The sequence below is a fragment of the Bartonella sp. AS69XJJH genome, from assembly GCF_042195585.1.
Lineage (GTDB): Bacteria > Pseudomonadota > Alphaproteobacteria > Rhizobiales > Rhizobiaceae > Bartonella.
The window spans coordinates 40,135-59,882 of sequence record NZ_JBHIOO010000010.1 but is presented as its reverse complement, the minus strand read 5'-3'; the positions used below and the strand labels follow the sequence as shown (position 1 = coordinate 59,882).

The window sequence follows — 19,748 nt, the reverse complement described above, 5'->3', positions numbered from 1 at the left end:
TTGAAAAGACCCGTTGCCGTTTTCGTTTCTACCCTTTGATAATTTGAAGAAACATAAGACCCTTTTACCCATAATCCCGCTTCTGCTGCGCGACGGTTGGCTAAACCCGCAAGAGGTTTCCCACCGACCTTATTCCATTTCTGTAATTCTAAGGGTACGGCTTCATAATCGCCTTGATTAAGCTTCTTCAACAATGTTGACTTGCAAAAAGCAGCGGTTCCTACATTATAGCAAAACGAGACCAATGCCGCGAATTGGCAATCCGTTAATGAAACTGTGACCGATTTCTCAACCGTATTCTCAAATTGCTTTAAGTCTTCACAAAGGATTTCTTCTGCTTGCTCTTGTGTGATCCGCATGCCTTTTTTGACAAGGGGGTGACCCGCATTACTGGTGTGACCATAACCAATCGTCCAAACACATGCCGTGTCTCTGTAAGCCTATACAAGACATTGATTTATAATCATAATTCACTGTTTTGTATATTGAATGAGAGTCTCGAATAACGTAGGATTCTCTCATTTCAAATCTGTTGATCTTGAATCAATCAAAATCATTCCCTTGCACGGCAAAAGCGGAATGAGTGTGTGGATAAAATTTGTATAAAAAAGGAATAAAAATGGCTTTTATGAACTGTCTTAAGTGCCAAGAACTGTCGCAACATTGGAGGCTGGCAAATAGGCAAAGTATATGATAGTGCCGATTTTCTCCTTCATAAGCATCAAGATGAAGTGCACAATGGATTTATCGTTGTACCATCCACGAGCGCCAGCGTGAAGTGGGCTTTTGTGAGCTTAAAGAGACATCTCTTAAAACAAGCGCGTAAGATGGCATTCTCCTCACACTGTATTCCTATTGAAATAATGATCACCTTGAACCGTATAAGTTTAGATCTTCAGATCTCATTTGCATAACATTTTAATATAATTGTATATCCAATACTAAAATACCTCTAACATAAGGTAGAAACTACAAAGAAATAAGAAAAAACATTTGAAAATGTAAATGTGAAATCTAAAAACTTAACTCTGAGATGCAATCTATCTTCATTCATAATTCAAACAAAATATGTGCAAGATAGCCTATAAATACACAGTATACATCCTTAAAACCTATAAGACTAAGAAAACCTAAGCATTGATGAAATCTATAGCCCTACCTGAGAAACAGTGACAATCACGTTAAATCAAATTGGCTGCAAATATCTCTTATTGAAAAATAACAATATCTTATCTGGGTGGCACATATAACACCCTTTTATACGAAAAAACTATAAAAAAGTAATTCGATATGAATCACAGCTTCCAAGACAAGAAAATATTCTCCGCTTCTTGCGTTGTCTGTAAATTTTCATCATAAACAGATATCGTTTTTATTCTTCAATATTTCATAAACGATTCTAAATCGAATCCATCATGCCTTGTATCTGATCAAAATCGATCTTACCAAAGATCATACTGAAAAACGTAATGACATTATTCATAAAAAATAAAAAAATTACAATAGATGTTTTTTTTGCAATTTTACCAGCATCAGCCATAATGTTTAAATCTAATCTAAGAAACAAAATATCATTTTCAGAAAGATGAAAAGAAGCTCGTAAAAAAGAATTTTTGCAATCTGTTTCCTAAAGCATGTAATATAGTAGCAACACGTGGCAAGAAAATGCAGATGCTACAGTTTCAGAAATCGAAAGAATTTTTTTCTGAAAAAAGATAAAACAGAATCATTTTATACTAAAAAAGTCAACAGAAAACGTTTAGTAACAAAATCACCCAAAAAACATCAAAAAGGTTCGGAATTATACATAGAAATAAGCTAATAGAATAAAAGGAGAACTCTCGAACCTTTTATAGCCTACTAATATCATTTAAACATGGTGATCCCGACAGGATTCGAACCTGTGACCCACGGCTTAGAAGGCCGTTGCTCTATCCAGCTGAGCTACGGGACCCAATTGATTATTTTCTCAATTCAAAATAGCATCTTTAATTCAATGTGTCCAAGAATGCTGCCGATCACTGCGAAAATTATCAGAATAAGAAATAGCACGTCGAATCGACGTATGTTTCTTTTCTACACGGTAAGAGATAGCATTCTTACGCGCAAAAGCAATTGCTTCTTCCTTCCTATTAAATCGGATCCTTACTTGATTATTCATATCAGACGTCGCCGTGTACCCCATAAGAGGTTCAAGCATTTTTGCTTTCACCGGCTCATACTCTAAAATCCAAAAACCTGTATTCCCCTTACCTGACTGCATAGCTGTCTTAGCAGGACTGTAAATACGTGCGATCATGCCTTTTTCCTTCAGATTACACAACGCTTGAATGATAGTTTCTCACCACACGTACCCAATTGGGTCATTCTCACACACTCAATCAAATATGGTCGGAGCGATAGGATTCGAACCTACGACCCCCTGATCCCAAATCAGGTGCGCTACCAGGCTGCGCTACGCTCCGCCATTTACATTTACTTGATGCACATTTCCTAAAATTTTCACAACAGAAGTGCAAGAGAAAAACACACTTTTTTTTAATTTTGTTGCATTTCTTTACAAAAAAGCACATTTCTGAATTTTTTTGCCTACTCAATAACAGATTTATTGACAAATAATAGAAAATAACCTACACAGTATGATTTGATCTCATTAAAAAATAATAAATTTCTCTATTAGGGTTTCATAGTTTTTATTCTGCTTTAAGCAAGCTTTCACTGTATGAAAACGCATTCTACAGATACAATTTTAGAAAACAACGACTTAAATATCATAGAAAAACTTTTCCAAAGAGAACATAAGCCAAAAAATTCAGCTGTATTAAGCTTTTTCTCTCTTTTTCTATCTTCTCAATGACTCTTTTATTAAAAATTCTAGATCTTCTACAATCCAAATCCATAAACAACAAACATTTTTTCAAAGCACAAAGGTTTTATTATAAATAAAATAAGGCGCTCTTTTAGAAACCTTTTCAAATGCGAAAATGGAAAGAATTTTCAACATCATACAATAAAATCTCAAAGCTATTTAAAATAAACACATGACAAAAGTAAAAAATACTATTTTTCACTCTTAATAGATATCCCAAAAGGAGAAAATTTAAATGACTTGTTTTTCCACATATTGAAACGATAATAGAAGGACAGAATAAGTAAGCCATGATAAGGAGTATTTACAGATTTCTTCTATTCAAGACTTCAGCAATAACAGCACGTGTTATTTTTCTTTTTCTTTGTAATGCCAACTGATCAACAGAATCAATAACACGCTTCAATGAAAATAAAGAACGTTCACAACGACTTACAAGATAATAAACCGTATCTGGATGTACAATAAGTTGCCTATCGGAAAAAAGCTTAAATGCAACAGCTGTTAACAATGCATCATCAGGCTGATTAATTTCAACGAACATCACCGAATTAAGACGACTTTTTAGATCATTTAACGTTAAATTCCAAGCGGAAGGAAGTGTTCGTGCCGTCATCAATAAAGTAGCTTGTCGTGCATCAAGATTTGCTTGCTTAATACTGTTAATTAAATGAAAAAGTCCTGTCTCATTGATTTCACTTGCACCAATATCCTCTATCAAAAATGATCTGCCTAAAGAAGCCATAGTAACAGCCTGATCAATTTCATTGTGCTGAATCCTGAAAGCATCTGCTTTTTGGAGCCATATATTAGAAAAGTGCGTTTTTCCAGATCCTTCTTTGCCAACCAAAACTGCTATAGGTAAGCTCCAATTGGGCCAGTGATCAATAAGCTGAAAAGCCATACGATTGCTTTCCGTTACCACTAAATCCTCAAATTGAAAAATCGGATCATAAGGAAAATTTAAAGATAATTGCGTTTCACGCCCATTCATTTTAGCGGCTCCGAATTCCCCCTTCGCGAATACATCTGAGAACTAAGATAAGTATGAAGAGCAAAACGAACTAAAACGCCAACAGCCGCTGCCGCAGGAATAGCAACAAGCATACCAGTAAAACCGAAGAGTGAAGAAAAAGCAAAAAGTGAAAACATCAACCATACGGGATGTAATCCCACTGATGAACCTACAAGCTTGGGTTGAAGAATATACCCTTCAATAAATTGACCAATTAAAAAGAGTGCCATCACAACGATGATTCCCCCCCAATTGTTGGGATAAAACTGGACCCATGCAATACCAACAGAAAGGACAAAACCACTCATTGTGCCGATATAAGGAACAAAGCTAATAAGACCAATAAACATACCAATCAAAAGACCAAAATTCAGTCCTGCAATCGTTAAACCAATAGCATAATAGCCTCCCAATATAAGACAAACAGTTCCTTGTCCACGAACAAAGCCTGCAATAGCTCTATCCATTTCATGAAAAATACTACGAACGGTTTCAAGATGATCACGCGGTATTAACGAATCAATTGCTGTTACCATACGTGGCCAATCTAATAACATATAAAATGCCACCACAGGTGCCACAACAAATAGGCTAACGATATTAACGATAGATTTTCCTGACTTTAAAAGTGAATTCAAAAGAGACGTAATAAAATCTGAACCTTCTCCCAAAAATCCTTTAATATTATTCCGTAATTCATTTGGATCACTTCCAAAATAGCGCCTTATCCAATCAAAATCATGCTCAACAAAAAAGGTTTGAATACGATTAATATAAACAGGTAAACCATCACTCATAAATTGCTGTATTTGCCAACTAATAACAGGAATCAAAATAACCAAAGAAGCAACAAAGGTAATAACAATAAATAAGGTAATGAGGACAGTCCCAAATACACGACGAATACCAAATTTTTCAAGTAATTGAACAATGGGATTGAGAAAATAAGCTAACACAATCCCTGCCACAAAAGGAAGCAAAATCGATCCAAAAACAAACATAAAAAGAATAAAAAAAATCAGCGTACCAAGCCAAAAAAAGATTTGCCTTTTCATATTATTCGGCAACGGCAATTGAGTATACGCTGGCACATAAGTCTTATAACGATCACGAGATGCATTTTCACTCGCTTTCTTTCTCATAAGCTGCCAAGAAGACTGTCCGTGATTATCTGATATCTTGCTCATAGAATATCCTAAAAATTCTTCACAAAAAATTATAAACATCTTCACAATAAGGTACAAGCAAAGTTGCTTATTTTCTTATCAATATCTCTTGCAGAGAGAACTCTATCATGGCATTGCATAATATCAAAACCTGATTTTCCATTAAAGGAAGGCTCCAATGAGCAATCAAGATCTTACAAATAATAAATCCAAAGTTGGTCTTACCTACGCAAAAGCCGGTGTAAACATCGATATGGGTAATGCCATGGTAGAAAAAATTAAACCCTTTATACGCGCGACAAAACGAACCGGAGCAGATGCAGAAATTGGCGGGTTTGGTGGCCTTTTTGATTTAAAAGCAGCTGGCTTTACGGATCCTATCCTCGTAGCAGCCAATGATGGTGTGGGAACAAAATTAAAAATTGCCATTGAAGTAGGTCACCATAACACTGTCGGTATTGATCTTGTAGCTATGTGTGTCAATGATTTACTCGTACAAGGGGCTGAACCTCTTTTTTTTCTAGATTATTTTGCAACTGGAAAACTTGACCCTGAACAAGGTGCTGTAATTGTTTCTGGTATTGCTGAAGGATGTAAACAAGCCGGTGCTGCTCTTATTGGAGGAGAAACTGCAGAAATGCCAGGAATGTATGCAGAGGGAGATTATGATCTAGCCGGTTTTGCTGTAGGAGCATGCGAACGCAGCAAGCTACTCCCTTCAAAAGATTTGACAGAAGGTGATATTATATTAGGTCTAAGCGCCTCTGGAATTCATTCCAACGGCTTTTCGCTTGTTCGACGAATCGTCCAGCAAAATTATCTCAAATGGAATGACCCTGCCCCTTTTGCCCCTGAAAACAGCCTTGGTATAGCACTTCTTACACCAACACGCATTTATGTAAAATCGCTTCTTCCGATCATGCGAAAATACGAAGGAATTAAAGCTCTTGCTCATATTACGGGTGGAGGATTTCCTGAAAATATTCCACGTGTCATTCCATCTTCTCTCTGCGCTGAAATTAATCTTTCTACCATCAATGTTCCAGCAGTATTTTCATGGATTGCCAAACAAGGTAAAATAGAAGAAATAGAGATGTTAAGAACATTCAATTGTGGTATTGGCATGATCATTATCGTAGCACAGCATGCAGCTGAAACAATTACGCAAGCTCTTGAAAGAAAAGGAGAGACTGTAACTCCCCTTGGCATCTTAACAAAACGCCAAGATCAAAATAAAGGAATACTTTATAAAGGGGTACTGCATTTATGAAAAAACAAGTCATTGTTTTCATTTCTGGTAATGGATCCAATATGGTCGCCCTTGCTCAAGCTAGTCAACAAAAGGAATATCCTGCTGAAATCGTCGCAGTTATTTGCGATAATCCGCGTGCAAACGGTATTAAAAAGGCGCAAAGCCATAACTTACCTATTCATATTGTTGATCGCAAAATTTACAAAACAAAAGAAGAGCATGAAGAAAGTATTTTTACGATTTTAGATCAATATAAACCGGATTTTCTCTGCTTTGCAGGGTATATGCGCCTTATCTCACCACGTTTTGTAAAACTTTACGAAGGACGAATTTTAAACATTCATCCTTCTCTTTTGCCTTCATTTAAAGGCTTAAACACACATGAAAAAGCTTTACAAGCAGGCGTAAAAATCACGGGTTGCACTGTTCACCTTGTTACAGAAGACATGGATGCAGGAAAAATCCTTGCCCAAGCAGCCGTTCCAGTCTATCCTCATGATACTGCTGAGTGCTTAGCACAAAGAGTTCTGAAAGCAGAACATAAACTCTACCCCGAAGCCTTAAAAGCATTTATTGAAGGGAAGAGTAAAATGGTCGATACGCAACAACAGCTTTTATCTTTTTGAGTGTATTAACAATCTATTAATCAGCATTTTTCAATGTTTTATACATAGCTTGTGCTCAGTATCTATAATTGAAAATCTCTATGAAATGATGGCATAATAGAGTTTATCTCTTCATAAATTTTTGTGCAGAATGTGTGATTTTTTTGAATTTTATTTCAATTTCAAAATTCTTCTTCTTTATTCAGTTCTATGACATTATCACAAGCTCTATTCATCAAAATACGCTCGTATTTCGCCTAAAAAATCTTAAAATACACAATTTTTCTATTGCATGAATTTTTTGTCTTATGACAAAAGTGTTTCTTTAACTGTTAGAGCTAACTGTTTGAGTGTAAAAGGTTTAGATAAAAAACCAAAAACAGCATCTTGTGGAAGATTCTTAGCAAAAGCATCTTTTGCATATCCAGAAACGAAAAGAAATTTGATATCAGGATAGTGTTTACGGACTTCCTTCAATAAAGTGGGCCCATCCATTTCTGGCATCACCACATCGGAAACAATAATATCGACAGCTCCTTTTTGTTCCTCAAGAATAGAGAGTGCTTCCACCCCACTCGCTGCCTCTAAAACCGTATATCCCCTCATTTGAAGAGCTCTTACCCCCCCCATTCTGACGGCATCTTCATCTTCAACCAATAAAACAGTTGCAGATCCTGTTAAGTCTATATTTTTATCTTTCTCTTCATCTTTTTCAATCTTTTGAGAAATTTTTCCTTTTATATTGGGGATATAACGGGGAAGAAAAATATGAAATGTTGCTCCTTCACCTTCTTTACTTTCACAATGAATGTACCCACTGCTCTGCTTGATAATTCCATAAACCATTGATAAACCAAGTCCTGTTCCTTTTCCAACTTCTTTTGTTGTAAAAAATGGCTCAAACATTTTTTCTTGTATAGCAGCGGATATACCAGCCCCTGTATCTGAAATAGTCAATTGTACATACTCACCAATTGCTAAACCAAGATGATTAAATTCAGCACTTTGTTGCTTTGTAATATTGTTTGTCGCAATCGTAACAATACCTCCATCTAACATGGCATCACGCGCATTAATAACCAAATTCATAATAACACGCTGAAAAGATGCTTGATCAACTTCAACGCTCCACAAATCTCTTCCATGGATAATTTTTAACTGAATATTATTCCCCAAAAGTGGTAAAATAAGATTGCGAATATCTGATAAAAATTCAGTAAAATCAACTTCTTCAGGTCGAAGTGTTTGCTTTCTAGAAAAAGCTAATAATTGCTGTACAAGAGCAGCTGCACGATTAGCATTATTTTTTATATTGATTAGATCAGCATGTGCAGGATCAGAACTACGATGCGTATTTAAAAGAAGATCACATGACATTAAAATTGCTGTTAAAACATTATTAAAATCATGAGCAATGCCGCCAGCCAATTGTCCCACAGCTTGCATCTTCTGACTTTGCATCATTTTATCTTCAAGCGTTTTTTGTTCGGTTGTTTCAATCACAGAGATAATAAGCAAATCTTGCAATGCATCACCGTGATAGGGCGGTACAGACATAATATGAAGCCGTAAATGGCATTCTTCATTTTTTTCTAAAACAGTTTCTAGAGAAACAAAATAATTTTTATTTGATGCAATTCTCTGAAAAGAACGCTCTAACTGCACACTATCTCGATGAGAAATAACATCATAAAAATTGACAGCTTTGTCCATACATCCCGTGAGTGATGAAAAAGCTTTATTCATATGAACCAATTGCCCTGTATGATTCACAACGGCTATTGCAAAAGGACTCGCATCAAAATATTCTCCTAGTACACTAGGCAATTTTAATTGATCCTCCTCTTTTTTTTGTATTTGTTGTGGAATGATCACAATACGATAAATGGCTTCTTCTTCTAAGAGAGAAGAAACAGATATAAGACAATGGAATATTTTCTCATAAGTCGTCTGTGAATTTAAACATAAAGAAATCCCATAAGGTAAAGAGTAACCTGAACTTTGATATCTATTGGTTTGCAAACAGATATCACTCCATGAGCTCTTAGCACCAACGCTATCAAATAACGAATCAAAATTATATTGACCAATCGAGAAATTCGCTAAATCAATTGAAAACCATTCGGCAAAAACCGCATTGGCATAAAGAATAGTTCCTTGTGTATTAACTGATACAAAACCAATAGGAGCTTGATCTAAGTGATTGATAGCCTCTTGAAGGTTCGAGAAAAAAACTTCTCGCGTTTGTTGTAAATGCGAAATATCAGCAATACGCCAAAATAAAAGCTTTTTTTTCTGTTTTATGATAGGTTGAATGGAAATATTATACCAAACAGATTTTTTTGGTGTAGCATCGATAAAAATTGATTGTTCTACTCTTAACTCCTCTTGCGCTGCAAGATTGTTACAGGCTGCAACCTTTAAGCGATACGAGAGTGCACCAGCTCCTGGAAGATCAGCAATAACCATATAACAGGATACTTCAGGCTTATAGGTCAGAATTTTTCGATAGTTTTGATTAGAATAATAAACAAAACCAGAAAGATCAGAGATTACAATTGCATCATCGCTCTCATTAAAGATGCTAAAATCAAAATCTTCATGCAACCACACATGATATCTTAAAATCCCCATTCCACACAAAACGAGTGTTGCAACGCCGATAATTGCTAGAATCAAAAAAGATATCAATATAGCCTTTTGCAAATAGCTTTGTGGATAAAAAAAACCTAAAACACCCACAATGAAAAGAAAAAATAATATAAAAACAACACTACAAATCACAACTCTTCGATGAACAGAAGACGCTGATCTTTTATTATTATCAAAACCTTTATCCATCTCTCATTGCCTTAGATTTAGCCATTTCTTATATCACAAAACTTCCTTTATATTCATTGTTATAAAGTACATACTATGATATTATCTTTCTAAGAAAGCTCACTTAAATGTTAAAAATTTTATTTCTTGTATTTAAGTGAACTTTTTAAGGGTGTATTTATAATTCGTCTCGATAAAAACGATATTTTCACACAAAAATGGGAGAAAATCTATGGTTATCTGGTTATCAGAGCAAATAGGTGTATCTGCTGCGAAGATAATGATAAGCTTTTTGTTTTTTATAATAACAATCGTGGCTATTACCATAATTATCTTGTTTTTACGTCGTTTAAGTACGGGAAGATTCAGTAATAATAGAAAAAAAAGTCTATCACGACTAGCATTATGTGAAGTAATTTCTATAGATCGAGCACGCCGCCTTGTTTTAGTCCGATGCGATAATAAAGAACATTTGCTCCTTATTGGCGGATTAACAGATGTGGTTGTAGAATCCGATATTACTGGGATATCCAAAATACAAAAGAGAGAAACACACACACATCCAAATCCCGCCTCTACAGAAAGAAACGATATACTAGATAAAAATCCCTCTCCTTTTACGAATCAAACGGTAAAAGATTCAGCAATCACCGCCGAAATTGAGGGGCGGCAAGAACCATCTTTATTCATTCCTACTCCTCAAAAATAAAAATATACAATTTTATCACCACGAGTTTTGTTTATTTATCATTTCAATGACCTCAATCATCGCGATAAACTTTTTCACGTCGTTCGTGACGTTCTTGCGCTTCCAATGACAAAACGGCTATCGGCCGAGCCTCAAGGCGCTTGATACTAATGGGCTCGCCGGTTTCTTCACAAAAACCATATGTCCCATTATCAATGCGCTCTAAAGCAGCATCTATTTTTAAAATAAGTTTCCTCTGACGATCACGAGCACGTAATTCGATTGTACGATCAGTTTCACAAGAAGCCCTATCAGTCAAGTCGGGTTGACCAACATTCTCTTCCTGCAAATTTTCCAAAGTCTCACGAGCTTCTTTTAATATATCATTCTTCCAAGAAACCAACTTAGCACGAAAATACGCCTTTTGCCGCTCATTCATAAAAGGCTCATCTTCACTAGGGCGATATTGACCATCAATCTCTTCGCTCATGAAATAAAAAACCTCCACATATCCTATGTGCGGTCTATATATTGTGCAATATCCATCAACACAAGAGTAAAATATTTTTTCATAACAATCTACAAATATGTCTCAATGCACTGTTTAGGTTTGATCGCTTTTTATGTAGGTTGGATTCTTGATCAAATCTCATTCAGAATCATTTTGCTCGCTTATTGAGAAACTTCAAAAAGAAGGAAATCTAATATCAGATATTAGAGCCACCCCTCCCCTACTTTCTTATTGTTTAAAATCTAAATGAAGCAACAATAAATCATTTCATCAATGCAAAAAATAAAATCTTTATAAAGGCAAAGTGTGATATTCACGTTGCAAATACATCAAAGCATCTTTTTCTTTATTACAGTTGATTGCAACCACTTCACCAATCAAAACACAATGGGTTGCGTGCTCGTGCCAACAAGTCAAGCGACAATCAAACGACGCTAAAGCATCTGAAAGACTAGGCGCCCCCGTCTGCAAAGCCCCCCATTGAGCAGCATCAAAACGCTCATTTTGTGTAGAAGTGCAACATCTCGAAAAAACATCCGCTAATGGACGATGTTTTCCTGCCAAGCTATTAACACAAAAATTTCCATTCTCCATAAACACCTGATTCTTTAAATTATGGCGCATGAGACAAACAAGAAGGGTTGGAGGATTATCAGATAAAGAACAACACGCCGAAACAGTTACCCCACGTCTTCCCTTAATACCATTTGTTGTCACAATATGCACAGCTCCTGCAAAAAGACTCATGGCATCTCGATATTCTTGGGACGAAACCGCAATAGTATGTTGATGTTGAAGTTCAGGCATCAAATATGTTCTATGATTCGACATATCTTTCACTTATAAAGCTTTAAAATTTCAAGCGATCTTTCCATAAAAAGACCTATAATACATATTTTTTCTTTTCCGTCATAACACAAAAGATATTTGTGTATACACTGCGATATGATAAAAACAGCCAATCAAGGAGATTTTAATGCCCCATTCTCATCTCATTTCGCCTTCACTCTTGGCTGCTGATTTTTCTAAACTTGGACAAGAAATGTTAGATGTTGTTGATGCTGGTGCAGATTGGCTTCATCTTGATATCATGGATGGACACTTTGTTCCTAATATCACCTTTGGTCCTGAAATCGTCAAAGCTCTGCGCCCATTAACCAAAGCAATATTTGATGTCCACCTGATGATCGCACCAGTAGACCCTTATTTGGAAGCTTTTGCAAAAGTGGGTTCAGATATTATAACCATTCATGCTGAAGCAAGTCCACATCTTCATCGTTCATTACAAACAATCAAAAAAATGGGGAAAAAAGCAGGAATTGCACTCAATCCAAGCACCCCTGAACATGTACTTGAATATTTGCTTGATCAATTAGATCTCATTCTCATCATGACGGTCAATCCCGGTTTTGGTGGACAAAGTTTTATTCCAGAAATAAAAGATAAAATTAAGCGCGTTAAAAGCATGATTGCAAACCGCCCTATTGATCTTGAAGTTGATGGTGGTATTACCGTTGATACAATTGGGATAGCTGCAAAAGCTGGTGCAAATGTATTTGTCGCAGGCTCTGCAATTTATAAAAATGGAAATAAAGAGCTTTACAAAACACGCATGAGTGCATTGCGCCAAGCTGCAATCCTCTCACAACAAGGAAAAAAATGATGATCGCACGTTATTCCCGCCCTGCAATGGTAACAATTTGGTCTCCCGAAACAAAATATCGTATTTGGTTTGAAATTGAAGCACATGCCTGTGATGCACTCGCTCAATTAGGTGTTATTCCAAAAGAAGCCGCCAAAGTCATTTGGGAAAAAGGGAAAACTGCGGAATTTGATGTCAATCGCATTGATGAAATTGAAGCAATTACCAAACATGATGTTATCGCATTTCTGACCCATCTAGCTGAATTCATTGGGCCCGAGGCACGTTTTATCCACCAAGGCATGACATCCTCTGATGTTCTCGATACAACGCTAAACATTCAATTGATGCGTGCTAGTGATATTTTGCTAGAGGATATAGATCAACTTCTTGAAGCATTAAAAAGACGTGCTTTTGAGCATAAAGAGACAATCACCATTGGGCGGAGTCATGGCATTCATGCTGAACCAACAACTTTTGGAATCAAGTTTGCTCTTGCATATGCTGAATTTTCCCGTTGTCGCAAACGTCTTCTTGCAGCACGAGAAGAAATTTCTACTTGCGCGATTTCAGGAGCTGTAGGAACTTTTGCAAATATCGATCCGCGCGTTGAAGAACATGTAGCAAAAGCCTTGAGGATGCGTGCTGAACCAGTTTCCACCCAAGTAATACCAAGAGATCGTCATGCTATGTTTTTTGCAACACTTGGTGTTATTGCTTCCTCTATTGAAAGGTTAGCGATAGAAATACGCCATTTACAACGAACAGAAGTTCTGGAAGCAGAGGAACATTTCTCACCTGGGCAAAAAGGTTCATCGGCGATGCCTCATAAACGTAATCCAGTTTTAACAGAAAATTTAACTGGATTAGCCCGCATGGTACGTGCATTTGCACTCCCAGCCATGGAAAATGTTGCACTTTGGCATGAACGTGATATTTCCCATTCATCTGTTGAGCGTTATATTGCTCCAGATGCGACTATTACACTGGATTTTGCTCTTTCTCGCCTCACATCTGTCATTGAGAATCTCATTGTCTATCCAGAAAATATGCAAAAAAATCTCAATAAATTCCGCGGTCTTGTTCACTCACAACGGGTGCTTTTAGCACTCACGCAAGCAGGAATCAGTCGTGAAGATTCTTATCGGATTGTACAACGAAACGCGATGAAAGTTTGGGAACAAGGAAAAGATTTTTTAGAAGAACTCCTCAACGACAAAGATGTTACCAAAGCTTTAAGTGAAGAAGAGCTTCGCGAAAAATTTGATCTTTCTTACCACACCAAACATATCAATACGATTTTTAAACGTGTTTTTGAAGGACAATAAAGCGACATAGAAACCTCAAATATATTCCACTTATGATCAAGAATCTGTTGTAACAAAGAAAACAATTCATGAAAGCAAATCAACTCGATATTCTTATTATTCCTGGCTACAAAGGATCTGGTCCAGATCATTGGCAAACACGCTGGGAAAAAAAATTGTCGACAGCCCGCCGCATTGAACAACTCCATTGGTCAAAACCTGTTTGTGCAGAGTGGGTTAACAAAGTTAAAACCGCTATCGCAAAAGCTCAAAGGCCTGTTATGCTTATTGCTCATTCATTAGGAGTTCCCAGCGCTATTCACGCAACTGTAGAAAATACAGAAAAAATTTGTGGCGCTTTCTTTGTTGCACCTCCAGATGTTGCCAATGAGAAAATACGTCCCAAACATTTAATGACATTTGGCCCCTATCATCGCCAAAAGCTGCCTTTTCCTTCTATTGTCATAGCCAGTCGCAACGATGAGTTTTGTCAATTTTCAGTAGCAGAAAAAATTGCCAATGATTGGGGATCACTCTTTGTTGATGCTGGGTATTCTGGCCATATTAACGCAGAATCCGGACACGGACCTTGGCCTGAAGGGCTTATGGTCCTCTCTCACTTTCTTGCAAAAATTTGATCTAAAAGAGGTAATCTTCTTTCTCATCGCTTATGTATTTTCACCTTTGGGTAGACGTGTAACGACAAAAATTATAAAAGTGCCATAGTAATATCATTGAGAAATTCTATCAATTAGGATAGTATCATTTTTCAATATTATTAAAAACCTCTCAAGATAAATAGAGAATCATGATGAATCGTCGCCACCGTATTTATGAAGGCAAGGCTAAAATTTTATATGAAGGACCTGAACCAGGGACTTATATTCAATTTTTTAAAGATGATGCAACTGCCTTTAATGCAAAAAAACATGAAATTATCGACGGAAAAGGGGTGTTAAACAACCGAATTTCGGAACATATCTTTAGCCATCTTGGACGTTTGGGCATCCCAACACATTTTATCAAACGTATAAACATGCGCGAACAGCTTATTAAAGCAGTGGAAATCATTCCATTGGAAGTTGTTGTTCGCAATGTTGCTGCAGGCTCTCTTGCTAAACGTTTAGGTCTAGAAGAAGGAACCCCGCTTCCGCAATCCATCATTGAGTTCTACTATAAAAATGATTCTCTCGATGACCCTATGGTAACGGAAGAACATATCACAGCGTTTGGGTGGGCTGTCCCACAAGAGATAGAAGATATCATGCAACTTTCAATTCGTATTAATGATTTTCTTTCGGGACTTTTTGCCGGTGTTAACATCCAATTAATTGATTTTAAAATGGAATTTGGTCGCCTGTGGGAAGATGAAACAATGCGCATTGTTCTTGCTGATGAAATCTCACCTGATTCTGCACGACTATGGGATATGCAAACACAAGAAAAAATGGATAAAGACCGTTTTCGTCGTGATATGGGTGGGCTTATTAATGCCTATCAAGAAGTTGCCAAACGTCTTGGTATTATGAATGAAAATGAACCAATACGACCAAGTGGTCCCGTTCTCGTAAAGTAAAAACAAGGTAAAAACATCACCTTATATAAGTACCCCTCTTCAAAGGAGAGGTTTTTTTAACAAGCAGGAAGCAAAAAATGAAAGCACGCATTACAGTTACTTTAAGAGAAAGCGTTCTTGATCCACAAGGAGAAGCGATTGCCGGTGCTTTAAAAAGTTTAGCTTTCGAAGGCATTCAATCCATTCGTCAAGGAAAGGTTTTTGATATCGTTCTTGATGATCAACCTGCTGAAACCGCAAAGAAAAAACTTGAACAAATGTGTGAAGAGTTACTCGCAAATACTGTCATTGAAAATTATACAATCGAACTTCTTTAAGTGGAATGCTCATGAAAACTGCCATCATTCAACTTCCTGGATTAAATCGTGATCGAGATATGGTTGCAGCATTACATCATATAACGGGAGTTGAGCCACTAAAAATTTGGCAAACAGAAACAACAATTCCAGATGTAGATGTTATTATTATTCCTGGTGGTTTTTCCTATGGCGACTACTTAAGATGTGGTGCTATCGGAGCGCGAACTCCCGTCTTAAAAGCCATTCGTGAAAAAGCACAAGAAGGTACTACAATAATAGGTATCTGTAATGGATTTCAAATTTTGTTGGAAGCAGGATTATTACCTGGGACTTTAATGCGTAATGCTTCTTTAAAATTTGTTTGTCGTGAAATCAAACTTGAAGTTGTCAACGCCAAAACAAAATTTTCTCGATATTATTCTAAAGGACAAATTATTCGTTGTCCTGTTGCCCATCACGATGGAAATTATTTTGTTGATAGTGAAACACTAAGGCAAATGGAAGATAATGAACAAATTGTTTTTCGCTATGCAGAAAACACAAACCCGAATGGCTCAATGAAAGATATTGCTGGTATTGTTAATAAAGCTGGTAATATTCTTGGTATGATGCCTCATCCTGAAAATTTTATTGAACCCGCCCACGGAGGTATTGACGGTCGTTTACTTTTTCAAAGTGCTTTAGAGTTAGTAAATGGATGATTCTGAAAAAATACTCGCGCTCCATAATTTTTAAAAAACAAGGATTTATACTATTTGTCGCATCGTAAATCTATGAACAAAGCTCTTCACAAACAACATCTTCACAAACAACAATGGATATTATTTTCTAAACACATAATTATTTAAGACCATTTTTAGTCTTAAATCCCACCAAACAAACGAATAAAATCTTCAGCTTATTGTCTATAAATATATATTATTGCTTATAATATAAGCTGCTAGATTAAAAAAATAAAAATGCTAAATTTCGATTAATTAGACGGATAAATACTCATGAAGCCTTGCAATAACATCACTATTACACCAGAGCTCATTGCACAACACGGGCTAAAAGAAGATGAATATCAACGTATCCTGACGTTAATCGGTAGAGAACCAACATTTACTGAACTAGGAATTTTTTCTGCAATGTGGAACGAACATTGTTCCTATAAATCATCTAAAAAATGGCTAAAGACTCTTCCGACAGAAGGAAAATGTGTCATCCAAGGACCTGGTGAAAATGCTGGTGTTGTCGATATTGGCGAAGGGCAATGTGTTGTTTTCAAAATGGAAAGCCATAACCACCCTTCTTATATTGAACCTTATCAAGGTGCAGCAACAGGTGTTGGTGGTATTTTACGTGATGTCTTTACAATGGGAGCCCGTCCTGTTGCTGCTATGAATGCATTACGATTTGGTGCGCCTGATCACCCACGAACACGCCATCTTGTTTCTGGTGTTGTTTCTGGAATTGGTGGTTACAGCAATGCTTTTGGCGTTCCAACAGTTGGTGGAGAAGTAAATTTTGATAAGCGTTATAATGGCAATATCCTTGTTAACGCTTTTGTCGCCGGTATTGCAAAGACAGACGCCCTTTTTTATTCTAAAGCGCAAGGTATTGGATTCCCTGTTGTTTATCTTGGTGCAAAAACAGGACGTGATGGTGTCGGTGGAGCAACAATGGCTTCTACTGAATTTGATGATTCAATCAGTGAAAAACGCCCAACTGTTCAAGTAGGTGATCCTTTTACAGAAAAATGTCTCCTTGAAGCATGTTTAGAGCTCATGGAACTTGGAGCCGTGGTTGCTATTCAAGATATGGGAGCAGCAGGACTCACCTCTTCTGCCGTTGAAATGGGTGCAAAAGGAAATTTAGGGATACAGCTTAATCTCGATACAGTTCCTGTTCGAGAAGAAAACATGACAGCCTATGAAATGATGCTTTCTGAAAGTCAAGAGCGTATGCTCATGGTCCTTAAACCAGAACTAGAAAAGCAAGCAGAAGCAATTTTTCATAAGTGGGGGCTACATTTTTCTATTATTGGAAAAACAACCGATGATTTACGTTTTCGTGTATTTCATCAAGGGGAAGAAGTTGTCAATCTTCCCATCAAAGAGCTTGGTGATGAAGCGCCTGTTTATGATCGTCCTTGGAGTGAGCCGGCAAAAAAAACATTCTTGAAAGCAGAAGACGTCAAAAAAGTTGAAAATCTTGGTGATGCGCTTCTGTCCTTATTGAATTCTGCTGATCAAAGTTCACGGCGATGGGTTTATGAACAATATGATACCCTTATCCAAGGAAATAGTCTTATTTGTCCAGGAGGTGATGCAGGCGTTATCCGTATAGGAAACAACAGCAAACGTGCTCTTGCTTTTTCTTCTGATGTAACACCTCGCTATTGTGAAGCAGACCCTTATGAAGGAGGAAAACAAGCTGTCGCAGAATGCTGGCGAAATATTAGTACGACAGGTGCAACACCACTGGCTGCTACAGATAATCTCAATTTTGGTAACCCTGAAAAACCTGAAATTATGGGACAGCTAGTTTTTGCTATTAAAGGTATAGGAGAAGCTTGTAGAATCCTCGATTTTCCTATCGTTTCAGGCAATGTTTCTCTTTACAACGAAACAAATGGGGAAGCCATTCTTCCAACCCCTACAATTGCTGGTGTAGGCCTTCTTAATGATTGGTCTAAAATGGTAACAATAAGTGGTATGCAAAATGGAGATATTCTTGTTTTAGTAGGAAATTGCGGCTCTCATTTAGGACAATCAATCTATGCACGTAACATTTTAAATATTGATGCAGGTGCCCCCCCTCCTGTAGATTTACAACTTGAAAAAAAACATGGTCAATTTGTTCGAGATGCCATTAATAGCGGTTTTATTCACGCTGCCCATGACCTTTCTGACGGGGGATTGGCGATAGCACTTGCCGAAATGGTGATTAAAGCAGGTAAAGGAATCAAAGTAACGTTAAGCAATAAATCACCCCATCATGCAGAACTTTTTGGAGAAGACCAAGGACGTTATCTTTTAGCCGTCAAACCTCACTCTCTCAATAGTCTTAAAGAGCGTGCACAAATCAATACAGTTACTTTAACAGAGCTAGGTCAAGTTGAGGGGACTTCTCTCAATATAGATGGGATATTAACACTTTCAGTAGACAAACTCACAAAAGCCTATGAAAACTGGTTTCCACAATTTATGGGTGAAGAGTAAATTTTGTTTTTTCTCTTAAACAGCCTTTATAAAAAAATGAATAACATAGGAGAATAATGATGGCAATGAGTGCCCATGCAATTGAAACACTTATTCGTGAAGGCATTCCTGATGCTACTGTAACAATTCGTGATCTTGCTGGAGATGGGGAACATTATGCTGCAGAAGTTATTTCTGAAAGTTTTCGTGGTAAAACCCGTGTTCAACAACATAAAATGGTCTATGATGCCCTTAAAGGCAATATGGGAAATGACCTTCACGCCTTAATGTTGCAAACAAATATCCCAAAATAATCTAAAATTTCTTCTTGCATTCACACATTTAATACGATTAAAAACAGTATGAATGTAAATTACCCACTTATAAAAATCTGAAATATCGAGGGATAAAAATGACCACTGTTCATGATTTTATTGACAACGAGATAAAAACAAACGACGTCATTTTATTCATGAAAGGAACACCTGACGCTCCGCAATGCGGGTTTTCAGGACAAGTTGTTCAAATCCTTGACTATTTAGGATTGAATTATAAAGGAATTAATATCTTAACTTCTAACGAATTGCGTCAAGGGATTAAAGATTACTCAAATTGGCCAACAATTCCACAGCTTTATATCAAAGGTGAATTTATCGGAGGCTGTGATATTGTTAAAGAGATGTTTCAAAACAATGAGTTACAGGAACTTTTGAAAGAAAAAAATATTCCCTGTAATCAATCATAGGTATCTTTCATTTTATTCAGACTCTTAAAAAGAGCTGTTTTCAGACGAAATTTTTATTTCAAGGATGC

At 36.7% G+C, this 19,748-nt stretch carries 19 protein-coding genes and 2 tRNA genes; 12 read left to right on the top strand and 9 right to left on the bottom strand.

Features of this window, described 5'->3' with window-relative positions:
• From ACFIK6_RS06250 to ACFIK6_RS06225, 6 genes are all read right to left on the bottom strand, one after another.
• A partial coding sequence (locus ACFIK6_RS06250) for a lysozyme (RefSeq protein WP_375677473.1) occupies positions 1-410 on the bottom strand: 410 nt, incomplete at its 3' end.
• A 1,467-nt stretch (positions 411-1,877) separates the two neighbouring features.
• Positions 1,878-1,954, bottom strand: a tRNA-Arg gene (locus ACFIK6_RS06245).
• Positions 1,955-1,993: 39 nt separating this feature from the next.
• Positions 1,994-2,299 (bottom strand): ETC complex I subunit, encoded by a 306-nt coding sequence (locus tag ACFIK6_RS06240; RefSeq protein WP_273791168.1) that lies wholly within the window; start codon positions 2,297-2,299, stop codon positions 1,994-1,996.
• An 89-nt stretch (positions 2,300-2,388) separates the two neighbouring features.
• Positions 2,389-2,465: transfer RNA gene (locus ACFIK6_RS06235), tRNA-Pro, on the bottom strand.
• 708 nt (positions 2,466-3,173) lie between these two features.
• On the bottom strand, positions 3,174-3,863 hold the full coding sequence (gene hdaA, locus ACFIK6_RS06230) for a DnaA regulatory inactivator HdaA (protein WP_375677472.1): 690 nt from the start codon (positions 3,861-3,863) through the stop codon (positions 3,174-3,176).
• The gene (locus tag ACFIK6_RS06225) at positions 3,860-5,071 is read right to left on the bottom strand and encodes an AI-2E family transporter (protein ID WP_375677471.1); all 1,212 of its coding nucleotides are present in this window, start codon (positions 5,069-5,071) and stop codon (positions 3,860-3,862) included. Before ACFIK6_RS06225 ends, hdaA begins: the two co-directional genes overlap by 4 nt.
• A 157-nt stretch (positions 5,072-5,228) precedes the next feature.
• On the opposite strand from ACFIK6_RS06225, the gene purM reads away from it, so the two are divergent.
• Both purM and purN read left to right on the top strand, forming a co-directional pair.
• Positions 5,229-6,320, top strand: a complete 1,092-nt coding sequence (gene purM, locus ACFIK6_RS06220) for a phosphoribosylformylglycinamidine cyclo-ligase (protein ID WP_375677470.1) — start codon at positions 5,229-5,231, stop codon at positions 6,318-6,320.
• Positions 6,317-6,928, top strand: coding sequence for a phosphoribosylglycinamide formyltransferase (gene purN / locus ACFIK6_RS06215; protein ID WP_375677469.1), 612 nt, complete (start codon positions 6,317-6,319; stop codon positions 6,926-6,928). Before purM ends, purN begins: the two co-directional genes overlap by 4 nt.
• Positions 6,929-7,213: 285 nt before the next feature.
• On the opposite strand, the gene ACFIK6_RS06210 is transcribed toward purN, so the two are convergent.
• Positions 7,214-9,748 (bottom strand): response regulator, encoded by a 2,535-nt coding sequence (locus ACFIK6_RS06210; RefSeq protein WP_375642448.1) that lies wholly within the window; start codon positions 9,746-9,748, stop codon positions 7,214-7,216.
• 211 nt (positions 9,749-9,959) lie between these two features.
• Between ACFIK6_RS06210 and ACFIK6_RS06205 the strand changes: the two genes are divergently transcribed.
• Positions 9,960-10,436 (top strand): hypothetical protein, encoded by a 477-nt coding sequence (locus ACFIK6_RS06205; RefSeq protein WP_375642449.1) that lies wholly within the window; start codon positions 9,960-9,962, stop codon positions 10,434-10,436.
• Between the two features lie 52 nt (positions 10,437-10,488).
• Here the strand turns inward: ACFIK6_RS06205 and dksA are convergent, their stop codons facing one another.
• Both dksA and ACFIK6_RS06195 read right to left on the bottom strand, forming a co-directional pair.
• Positions 10,489-10,905 (bottom strand): RNA polymerase-binding protein DksA, encoded by a 417-nt coding sequence (gene dksA / locus ACFIK6_RS06200; protein WP_375642450.1) that lies wholly within the window; start codon positions 10,903-10,905, stop codon positions 10,489-10,491.
• 312 nt (positions 10,906-11,217) lie between these two features.
• Positions 11,218-11,757: a flavin reductase gene (locus ACFIK6_RS06195; RefSeq protein ID WP_375677468.1), complete on the bottom strand. Its 540-nt coding sequence runs from the start codon at positions 11,755-11,757 to the stop codon at positions 11,218-11,220.
• Positions 11,758-11,902: 145 nt separating this feature from the next.
• On the opposite strand from ACFIK6_RS06195, the gene rpe reads away from it, so the two are divergent.
• The 9 genes from rpe (at position 11,903) to grxD (ending at position 19,680) form a co-directional block, all read left to right on the top strand.
• Positions 11,903-12,589: a ribulose-phosphate 3-epimerase gene (gene rpe / locus ACFIK6_RS06190; RefSeq protein WP_375642452.1), complete on the top strand. Its 687-nt coding sequence runs from the start codon at positions 11,903-11,905 to the stop codon at positions 12,587-12,589.
• On the top strand, positions 12,589-13,896 hold the full coding sequence (gene purB / locus ACFIK6_RS06185; RefSeq protein ID WP_375642461.1) for an adenylosuccinate lyase: 1,308 nt from the start codon (positions 12,589-12,591) through the stop codon (positions 13,894-13,896). Before rpe ends, purB begins: the two co-directional genes overlap by 1 nt.
• Positions 13,897-13,964: 68 nt before the next feature.
• Positions 13,965-14,513 carry an RBBP9/YdeN family alpha/beta hydrolase gene (locus ACFIK6_RS06180; protein ID WP_375642453.1) on the top strand — a complete coding sequence of 183 codons (549 nt, stop codon included), beginning with the start codon at positions 13,965-13,967 and terminating at the stop codon, positions 14,511-14,513.
• Between the two features lie 173 nt (positions 14,514-14,686).
• Positions 14,687-15,451, top strand: coding sequence for a phosphoribosylaminoimidazolesuccinocarboxamide synthase (gene purC / locus ACFIK6_RS06175; protein ID WP_375642462.1), 765 nt, complete (start codon positions 14,687-14,689; stop codon positions 15,449-15,451).
• A gap of 77 nt (positions 15,452-15,528) precedes the next feature.
• Complete coding sequence (gene purS / locus ACFIK6_RS06170; RefSeq protein ID WP_375642454.1) at positions 15,529-15,768, top strand: phosphoribosylformylglycinamidine synthase subunit PurS; 240 nt, start codon at positions 15,529-15,531, stop codon at positions 15,766-15,768.
• Between the two features lie 11 nt (positions 15,769-15,779).
• Entirely contained in the window at positions 15,780-16,451 is a 672-nt protein-coding gene (gene purQ, locus ACFIK6_RS06165; RefSeq protein ID WP_375642455.1) for a phosphoribosylformylglycinamidine synthase subunit PurQ, read from the top strand.
• A 294-nt stretch (positions 16,452-16,745) separates the two neighbouring features.
• Complete coding sequence (gene purL, locus ACFIK6_RS06160; RefSeq protein ID WP_375642456.1) at positions 16,746-18,956, top strand: phosphoribosylformylglycinamidine synthase subunit PurL; 2,211 nt, start codon at positions 16,746-16,748, stop codon at positions 18,954-18,956.
• A 59-nt stretch (positions 18,957-19,015) separates the two neighbouring features.
• Positions 19,016-19,249, top strand: coding sequence for a BolA/IbaG family iron-sulfur metabolism protein (locus tag ACFIK6_RS06155; protein WP_005773427.1), 234 nt, complete (start codon positions 19,016-19,018; stop codon positions 19,247-19,249).
• Between the two features lie 98 nt (positions 19,250-19,347).
• Positions 19,348-19,680, top strand: coding sequence for a Grx4 family monothiol glutaredoxin (gene grxD, locus ACFIK6_RS06150; protein WP_375606638.1), 333 nt, complete (start codon positions 19,348-19,350; stop codon positions 19,678-19,680).
• Positions 19,681-19,748 lie beyond the last annotated feature (68 nt).

Bases quoted from the DNA above. Each gene is read 5' to 3' on its own strand.
- purL (WP_375642456.1), top strand. From the start codon at position 16,746: ATGAAGCCTTGCAATAACATCACTATTACACCAGAGCTCATTGCACAA.
- ACFIK6_RS06195 (WP_375677468.1), bottom strand. From the start codon at position 11,757: ATGTCGAATCATAGAACATATTTGATGCCTGAACTTCAACATCAACAT.
- ACFIK6_RS06210 (WP_375642448.1), bottom strand. From the start codon at position 9,748: ATGGATAAAGGTTTTGATAATAATAAAAGATCAGCGTCTTCTGTTCAT.
- grxD (WP_375606638.1), top strand. From the start codon at position 19,348: ATGACCACTGTTCATGATTTTATTGACAACGAGATAAAAACAAACGAC.
- hdaA (WP_375677472.1), bottom strand. From the start codon at position 3,863: ATGAATGGGCGTGAAACGCAATTATCTTTAAATTTTCCTTATGATCCG.
- purS (WP_375642454.1), top strand. From the start codon at position 15,529: ATGAAAGCACGCATTACAGTTACTTTAAGAGAAAGCGTTCTTGATCCA.
- dksA (WP_375642450.1), bottom strand. From the start codon at position 10,905: ATGAGCGAAGAGATTGATGGTCAATATCGCCCTAGTGAAGATGAGCCT.
- ACFIK6_RS06240 (WP_273791168.1), bottom strand. From the start codon at position 2,299: ATGATCGCACGTATTTACAGTCCTGCTAAGACAGCTATGCAGTCAGGT.
- purN (WP_375677469.1), top strand. From the start codon at position 6,317: ATGAAAAAACAAGTCATTGTTTTCATTTCTGGTAATGGATCCAATATG.
- ACFIK6_RS06225 (WP_375677471.1), bottom strand. From the start codon at position 5,071: ATGAGCAAGATATCAGATAATCACGGACAGTCTTCTTGGCAGCTTATG.
- ACFIK6_RS06155 (WP_005773427.1), top strand. From the start codon at position 19,016: ATGGCAATGAGTGCCCATGCAATTGAAACACTTATTCGTGAAGGCATT.
- ACFIK6_RS06180 (WP_375642453.1), top strand. From the start codon at position 13,965: ATGAAAGCAAATCAACTCGATATTCTTATTATTCCTGGCTACAAAGGA.
- ACFIK6_RS06205 (WP_375642449.1), top strand. From the start codon at position 9,960: ATGGTTATCTGGTTATCAGAGCAAATAGGTGTATCTGCTGCGAAGATA.
- purQ (WP_375642455.1), top strand. From the start codon at position 15,780: ATGAAAACTGCCATCATTCAACTTCCTGGATTAAATCGTGATCGAGAT.
- purC (WP_375642462.1), top strand. From the start codon at position 14,687: ATGAATCGTCGCCACCGTATTTATGAAGGCAAGGCTAAAATTTTATAT.
- rpe (WP_375642452.1), top strand. From the start codon at position 11,903: ATGCCCCATTCTCATCTCATTTCGCCTTCACTCTTGGCTGCTGATTTT.
- purB (WP_375642461.1), top strand. From the start codon at position 12,589: ATGATCGCACGTTATTCCCGCCCTGCAATGGTAACAATTTGGTCTCCC.
- purM (WP_375677470.1), top strand. From the start codon at position 5,229: ATGAGCAATCAAGATCTTACAAATAATAAATCCAAAGTTGGTCTTACC.